Raw genomic sequence first — 7,652 nt, 5'->3', positions numbered from 1 at the left:
CGGCCGGCGGATCGGCAACACCCGGCTGTACCTGCTTGACGCCCAGGACCGCCCGGTGCCGCTGGGTTGCACTGGCGAGCTGCACATCGGCGGTATCGGCGTGGCCCGGGGCTACCTGGGCTTGCCGGTGCTGCAGGCGGCGCGCTTTATCGCCAGCCCGTTCGTGACGGGCGACCGGCTGTACCGCACCGGCGACCTGGTGCGCTATCGCGCCGATGGCGAGTTGGAGTTCCTTGGGCGCAACGATTTTCAGGTCAAGCTCAACGGGCTGCGGATCGAACCGGGCGAGCTCGAGGCGCTGCTGGTGGCCCATCCGGCGTTGGACCAGGCCGTGGTGCTGGTGCGCGACGAGCGCCTGGTGGCCTATGTGACCTGCCGCGAGGGGCAGGCCGCGCCGACGCTGGAGGCTCTGCGCAACCACCTGCTGGCACGCGTGCCAACCTACATGGTGCCGTCGGCTTATGTGGTGCTCGGCGCGTTGCCGCTGAGCCCCAATGGCAAGGTCGACCGTAATGCCTTGCCGGCGCCCGGGGTGGAGGCGGTGATCAGCCGCGTCTATGCAGCGCCTCGGGATGCGCTGGAGCAGACGCTGGCACAGATCTGGAGCGAGGTGCTCAAGGTCGAGCAGGTAGGGCGCGACGACAACTTCTTCGAGCTGGGCGGGCATTCGTTGCTGGCGGTCAGCCTGGTGGCGCGCATGCGTCAGGCGGGGTTGCATGCCGATGCGCGGATGTTGTTCAAGCAGCCGACCCTGGCGGGGTTGGCGGCGCATACGCAGCGCCAGCTGCAGCAGGTGGACATTCCGCGCTCGACGGTGCCGGGGTTGGGCGGGCGACGGCGGATTTGAAGGGGATCCGGGTTGCATGGGTGAGTCTTGAACGGGCGTTTGGGTGGCGCGATGCACGCCACGAGCGCGCGTAGGCGCGATACGGTGTGTCGGTGCACATTCCCCCACCGTTGATCGCAGGCGTGCCGTCCAGGCGGCAACGGGGACTAGACTGCGGTTAAACCCTGAAACCCCGCAGGCCCCCATGTCCCCCAAGAACCTTGTCTGCCTCTGGTACGAAAACGACGCCGAGGCTGCCGCCAACTTCTACGCCAGAACCTTTCCCGACAGCCGCGTGACTGCTGTGCACAAGGCGCCGGGGGACTACCCAAGCGGCAAGGAAGGCGACGTGATCACCGTTGAGTTCACCGTGATGGGCATACCCTGCCTCGGCCTCAACGGCGGCGACAGCTTTCGCCACAGCGAGGCGTTTTCGTTCCAGGTGGCGACCGACTCCCAGGAAGAAACCGATCGCTACTGGAACGCCATCGTCGACAACGCAGGCCAGGCCAGCGTCTGCGGCTGGTGCAAGGACAAGTGGGGGCTGTCGTGGCAGATCAGCCCGCGCATCCTCACCCAGGCCGTGGCCGGTAGCGACCGGGCGGCGGCCAAGCGCGCCTGGGAGGCGATGATGAGCATGGGCAAGATCGACATTGCCGCCATCGAGAAGGCGCTCAAGGGCTGAGGGTACGACACGCCAGTTTCAACTTTCGCCATACATCCAGCGCATCAGCGAATGGCGCCCGCCGATCCCCAGCTTGATCGCCGCGCGCCGCAGGTAGCTCTCCACGGTATTGACCTTCAACTGCAAGCGCTCGGCCTGCTGCGGTGCCGTGTGCCCGGCCAGCAGCCCCCGGCATACCTGCATTTCGCGCTCCGACAGGGCGATGCCGGTCTGGCGCAAGCGTTCGACAAAGCGCTGTTCGAGGCTTTCGGGTTCGCTTGCCTGGGCCACGGGCGGCTGCAAGGCGCTGATGTGTTTTTCCAGCATGGGCAACAACAACGGCGAGATATCCTCCAGCCGGCTGCGCTCGGTGGCGGAGAAGCCGTAGCGCGGATCGGCGCGCAGCACGGTGATTTCGTAGTGGTAGCCATCCTTGCGCCGGGCCAGGCGCAGGCGTGCCGGGTCGTCGAAAACGTCGCTCGGCTCGCCGGCGCTGAACACCGTCTCGCTGAGCAGCGTGGCGTCGGCATGGGCGCAGCAGGCAGGGGTCACCCGCAATTGGCGGATATGGGTAGCGTCGATGGTCAGGTGAGTCTGGATCAGGTCGTGCAGGTGCCGGGGGAAGTGGCGGCTGCCGGTACTGGCTATGACTTTGCCGATCTGCGGAAACAGCAGGTGCGAATTCATCGTGTCATCCATGAGGTACGGTGGTACGAAAGGCCATGCACGCCTGTAGCCAGCATCCTTGGCTGGCGGCGGGGCCGTTGGCGCTGCTTGCTATCCTAGTACAACGATTGAGTGACGGTTAAATGAAGCTGGAATAATGGCATAACAATATCACTTGCGCCCGTGCGTCACAGTCGCCCATGCACTCGGGTATGATGCGAGCCCTTTCCCCAACGAGGCCCGCCCCATGTCCCTGAGCACAGCACAGATCGGCGAATTCCGCGCCTTCGCCGAACAGCTGGCCGATGCCGCCGCCCACGCGATCCAGCCGTATTTTCGCGCCAGCCTCGAGGTCGAGGACAAGGGCGGGCGTCTGTACGATCCGGTCACCGTGGCCGACAAGGCCGCCGAGGACGCCATGCGCGCGCTGATCCAGGCGCGCTACCCGCAGCACGGCATTCTGGGCGAGGAGCAAGGAACGGTAGCGGGCAGTAGCCCGCTGCATTGGGTGCTCGACCCCATCGACGGCACCCGCGCCTTCATCACCGGCCTGCCGCTGTGGGGCACGCTGATCGCCCTCAACGATGGCCAGCGGCCGGTCATCGGCGTGATGAACCAGCCGTTCACCGGCGAGCGTTTCGTCGGCACGCCCGAAGGCGCCTGGCGCAGCGGTACGCCGCTGAAAACCCGCGCCTGTGGCGAGCTGGCCACAGCCACGCTGATGTGCACCACCCCGGACATGTTCGACACGCCAGCGCGCAAGGCGGCCTTCGAGCAGGTGGCCGGCCAGGCCCGGCTGATGCGCTACGGCGGCGACTGCTACGCCTATTGCATGCTGGCTTCGGGGTTCGTCGACGTGATTGTCGAGGCCAGCCTGCAACCTTACGACGTGCAGGCGCTGATGCCGATCATCGAAGGGGCGGGCGGGGTGATCACTGCCTGGGATGGCAGCACCGCGCAGAACGGCGGTTGCGTGGTGGCGTGCGGTGATCCGGCGCTGCATGCGCAGGTGGTGGCGATGCTGCGTCACGCCATGTAACACCCGGTACCATCGCACTTTTTCGCATTTGTGCGTTCTATGCATGGCCAGGTCGCGGCGATCCCCGTTGCGGCCGACCCTTGCTACCGGTGCCGATGGCTGTACGACGACTTGCCCTGATCCCCCCACGCCTGCTGCTGGCGGCCACCGTGGTTGCCTTGAGCGGCTGTAGCCAGCAGCAGGGCAGCGACCTGCTCACCCAGCTGCGCAATGGCAAGCCTGACGAGCTGTTCCAGACCAGTGTCGACCGCATGGCGACGCTGGCCATGCGCGACAACCTGCAGAGCCTGTATCTGCTGATGAACAAGCTGTACCTGCGCAACCCCAGCCAGTGGAAACAGTCCGGCTATCTCGACGCCACCACCGCCGCGCGGCAGATCCGCATTGCCATCGAGCAGCGCCAGCCGTTGCCGCAGTTGGGCGAGCGCCGCGACCTGGCGGCCTTGAGCTATGCCCTGAGCCCGGAGTTTCGCGGCGACCGGGTCGGCGCGTTCATCTATGCCATCGGCAGCATGCTGGTCACTGCCCACGGCGGGCGTACCGAGTTCTACATGACCGACGCCATCGACCCGCTGTTCATCAACAACGCGGCGCGCAATATCGAGAAGGCCACCTGGATGCTCAGCCAGCGCCAGGATGCCAACGGGGTGTTGTTGCTGTTCTCCAACGAGATTTCCGAGCAGGGCAGCAACCTGAGTTTTGCCGTGGAATTCGGCAAGGTGGTCGCGCGCCTCGACCTGCTGGCGCAGATGCTCGATGAGCGCTATCGGCGCATTGGCCTGAACTATGCGCAGAGCCTGTTGCTGATGAACTTCCTGCCGGTGCAGTGAGCGGGTCTGCTAGCGGCCGTAACCGCCGTAGGAGCCGGCTTGTCGGCGAACACCGGCAATCCACCGTGGCGCCTGGTTCGCCAGCAAGCTGGCTCCTACGGGGCGGGGTGCGCCGCAAACCTGTAGGAGCCGGCTTGCCGGCGAACAGCGAGACTCCGCGCCGGCTGGTTCGCCAGCAAGCTGGCTCCTGCACTCAAGCCACATCGACCAGGACGATCTCGCTGTCTTCCAGCGCGGTCACTCGCAGCATGCTTTCCTGCTCGATCGCCACGCCGTCGCGGGCCTTGGCCTGCACGCCGTTGATCTCGACCCGGCCCTTGGCCGGCACCAGGTAGCCACGGCGCCCCGGGTCGAAGGTGTACTCGGCGCTTTCCCCAGCCTTCAGGGTGGCAGCCACCAGGCGGGCATCGGTACGGATGCGCAGGTTGCCTTCATCCTCCGCACGGCCGCTGGCAAGGGTCACGAAACCTTCGCCACGCTCCCCCTTGGGGAAGGGCCGGGTGCCCCAGGACGGCGCAGCGCCAAGGTTCTCGGGAATGATCCAGATCTGGAAAATCCGCGTATCAACCTGCTCCAGGTTGTATTCGCTGTGCACGATACCGCTACCGGCGCTCATCACCTGCACATCACCGGCCTCGGTGCGGCCTTTGTTGCCCAGGCTGTCCTGGTGGGTGATGGCGCCTTCGCGGACATAGGTGATGATTTCCATGTCGCGGTGCGGGTGTGGCGGGAAGCCGGCACCGGCAGCGATCAGGTCGTCGTTCCAGACCCGCAGGTTGCCCCAGTGCATGCGCGCCGGATCATGGTATTCGGCGAACGAGAAGTGGTGATGAGCGTCGAGCCAGCCGTGGTTGGCATGGCCGAGGCTTTCGAAGGGTCGCAGTTGCAGCATGATGGTGCTCCTCTGAATCGGTGGAATGGGGCCATGATGGGTGTTTGAAAGATCGAAAAAAAGCGTAAATATCGGCTTGGTTTGATCTAATTAATAGATTGTTATGAGTTCGACGCTACCTGCGGTTCATCGCCTAATCCCATGATCCATAAGCATTCGCTGGCGCTTTGCGGCGGATCAGGCGACCATGCCTGGTGTTTCGATCTTCAACGGAGTGACCGTGCCCCACGCGCATCCCCAGGCCCCGGCCGACCTGACCCCGCCCGCCCAGTTGCCCTGGCTGCGCCGCCTCGCCGCGCGCCTGCTGGGCCGTGGCTTGAGCCGCCTGCAGGCGCAGCACCGTGACTCCTGGTTCCTAGGGCATGCCAGCGGCCAGCGCAGTGGCCATGCCGATGGGCTGCGCGAAGGGTACGAGCGTGGTCGGGTGGAGGGTTACGAGGCTGGGCGCCAGGTATTGATCATCCGCGACACCCGTCCGGAGCATGCCGCGGCGCCAGGCCAGGACGACAAGCTGTTCGATGACTGGCGTCTGCCGCTAAGCGCCGAGCTGAAAAAGCGCTTCAAGGCTGACGTGGCCCAGCGCCTGCCGGCGGACGCCCAACCGAGTGCCGCGCAGTGGAAGCTGATCTTCAGCGACACGCCTTCCACCTGTGTGGTGGCCGGGGCCGGGGCCGGCAAGTCGACTTCGCTGGTGCTGCGTATCCTGCTGCTGCGCCACTACCTGGGCTTCGAGCTCGACGCCCTGACCGTGGTGACCTTCACCCGCGAGTCGCGCAAGGACTTCATCCAGCGCCTGCTGCAGGTGTTCGGCCTGTGGCAGGTAGCCTTGTCGCCGGCCCAGGGGCGCGAGCTGGTGCGTACCTTCCACTCGCGCATCCTGCCGCTGGTGCGCAGCCTGCCGGGCTTTGCCCAGGTGCGCGCCTTCGAGACCCTGGGCAACGAGCTGCCCGCCGGGGCCGAAGCCAATGCCGAGGGCAATCCCTTCGACTTGCGCCTGAACGACGCCCAGCGCCAGCAACTGAACCTGTGCTACCGCGACTTGCTGGCCGACAGCCCACGTTTCGCCGAGCTGGTCGGCAGCTTGCGCCAGGAGGCGCTGCTGCTCAAGCCACTGGACCCGGAGCACCCGGATGTGCAGAAGCGAGCGCAGGTCACCCAGCTGGCGGCGCAGCGCGACGAGGAACTGTGCGATGTGATCGAGGACCTGTGGTTCGCCGCCGGTGCCTGGCCGATCAAGGGCATCGAGCCGTGCCGCGAGACTGTGCAGATCCGCGGCAGCCGTTTCCATGTGCATGGGCGCCTGGAAGGGCTGGATGCCTGGGTGGTGCTGGGCTTCGACCCCAGCGAAAGCGGCCAGTACCAGCGCCCCGGGGCCAAGCTGGCGGTGCGTGCGGAGTGGGCGGTAAAGCGCACTCTATTTCAAGCTTTCTGCGATAAACCATTGATATGGCTAGATAACTATACGGCAGCTAAGCGCCTGGCCGCGTCCCTGGCGGGGGATGCCGTTGCCGGTCCCGGCTTTGAGTACAAGGTCAAGGGCGAGCTGGCCCCGGCGCCGCTGCTCGATGCATTCGTCAGCGCCGCGGGCTTTATCGAGAACCTTGGCCTGGACGTCAACACCGCGGTGGCCGCCATGAGCTTCCCGTCTGGTGACAGCGACGCGGCCTTCTTCGAGGCCCTGGCCCTGTATTGGAAAGCCTTCGAGGCGCACCTGCTGGCCCAGTCGCCGCCGGTGATGACCTATAACCGCATGTTCGCCCTGTTCGGCGAGAACAACCCGGAAAACCTGGCGTTGCTACCCGACCCATTGCTGCGCCCATTGGCGCACCTGATGATCGACGAGTTCCAGGACGTCTCGCCACAGATCGTCAGTTGGCTGCGCGCCTGCCTTGCAGAGATCCGCCGGCGCGGCCCGGCCATGCACAACGGTCGGCTGGCGCAGCATTCCTCGTTGATGTGCGTGGGCGACGACTGGCAGTCGATCTACGGCTGGCGCGGCAGTTCACCGAAGTACTTCATGGAGTTCACCAAGGCCTTCCCATCGCCCGCCAACACCCGGGTGATGCTGGTGGAGAATTACCGCAGCCAGCAGCACATCATCGATGCCGCCGAACACCTGGTCAAAGGCGCTGCGGCCATCAGCGGCAAGAAGGCCCGCGCCAGCGGCCTGGCGGCCGAGCTGCCGTTATCGCCGGTGAAGGTGTTCGAGCGCGACGAGGCGGCGCTGGCCCAGACCCTGATCGAGCATTACCAGCAGGGCGAATCAGTGATGATGTTGTTTCGAAAAACAAGCGATAAGTCATTGATTGAAAAGTATTTAGTTGATGTCGTTAAAGCTGATTCTAGCTTGCCGGCCAGCCAGCGCCGCTTGCGCCAGCTGACCTATCACAGCGCCAAGGGCCTGCAGGCCGACGCCGTGTTCATGCTCGGCGACTGCCAGTACCTGACCAGCTCACCTTACAAGAACCAGGTGTATCGACTGGCCGGCCTGGGCAAGCCCGGCGATGCCCAGGCCTTCGACACGGCGCAGAAGGAAGAGGTGCAGCGCCTGGCCTATGTGGCGGTGACTCGGGCGGTGAAGCATTGCTACTGGCATGTCGAGAAACCCAGCGCCGAGGCCGCGGCGCAACCGCGCGCCTCGAGCCAGGTGCAGGGGCGCCAGGCGTTCTTCGAGGACCTGCGCGGGCAGTAGAGGGCTGCTATGGTCTAGGCAACGTCTGCTCGAGGAGCGCCAG

General features: G+C 65.4%; 7 protein-coding genes. 5 read left to right on the top strand and 2 right to left on the bottom strand.

The features are described from left to right. Together ACODS5_RS23075 and ACODS5_RS23070 are read left to right on the top strand one after the other, a co-directional pair. Positions 1-847, top strand: an 847-nt coding sequence (locus ACODS5_RS23075; protein WP_489109739.1) for a phosphopantetheine-binding protein, incomplete at its 5' end; no start/stop codon positions are given. Positions 848-1,031: 184 nt separating this feature from the next. Continuing rightward, the gene (locus ACODS5_RS23070) at positions 1,032-1,511 is read left to right on the top strand and encodes a VOC family protein (RefSeq protein WP_134694125.1); all 480 of its coding nucleotides are present in this window, start codon (positions 1,032-1,034) and stop codon (positions 1,509-1,511) included. A gap of 18 nt (positions 1,512-1,529) precedes the next feature. Here the strand turns inward: ACODS5_RS23070 and ACODS5_RS23065 are convergent, their stop codons facing one another. Continuing rightward, positions 1,530-2,177: a helix-turn-helix transcriptional regulator gene (locus tag ACODS5_RS23065; RefSeq protein WP_489109738.1), complete on the bottom strand. Its 648-nt coding sequence runs from the start codon at positions 2,175-2,177 to the stop codon at positions 1,530-1,532. Between the two features lie 226 nt (positions 2,178-2,403). Between ACODS5_RS23065 and hisN the strand changes: the two genes are divergently transcribed. Then, a complete protein-coding gene (hisN, locus tag ACODS5_RS23060) occupies positions 2,404-3,195 on the top strand; it encodes a histidinol-phosphatase (protein WP_489109737.1) in 792 nt (263 codons plus the stop codon). A 95-nt stretch (positions 3,196-3,290) separates the two neighbouring features. Continuing rightward, a complete protein-coding gene (locus tag ACODS5_RS23055) occupies positions 3,291-4,025 on the top strand; it encodes a hypothetical protein (RefSeq protein WP_134694128.1) in 735 nt (244 codons plus the stop codon). Between the two features lie 193 nt (positions 4,026-4,218). Here the strand turns inward: ACODS5_RS23055 and ACODS5_RS23050 are convergent, their stop codons facing one another. Then, on the bottom strand, positions 4,219-4,917 hold the full coding sequence (locus ACODS5_RS23050) for a pirin family protein (protein WP_489109736.1): 699 nt from the start codon (positions 4,915-4,917) through the stop codon (positions 4,219-4,221). Between the two features lie 187 nt (positions 4,918-5,104). On the opposite strand from ACODS5_RS23050, the gene ACODS5_RS23045 reads away from it, so the two are divergent. After that, positions 5,105-7,609 carry a UvrD-helicase domain-containing protein gene (locus ACODS5_RS23045; protein WP_489109735.1) on the top strand — a complete coding sequence of 835 codons (2,505 nt, stop codon included), beginning with the start codon at positions 5,105-5,107 and terminating at the stop codon, positions 7,607-7,609. Positions 7,610-7,652: the final 43 nt, after the last annotated feature.

The sequence above is a fragment of the Pseudomonas sp. FG47 genome (assembly GCF_057809115.1).
Note: the sequence above shows the minus strand (reverse complement) of the source record. Positions and strands in the feature narration are given on the sequence as shown.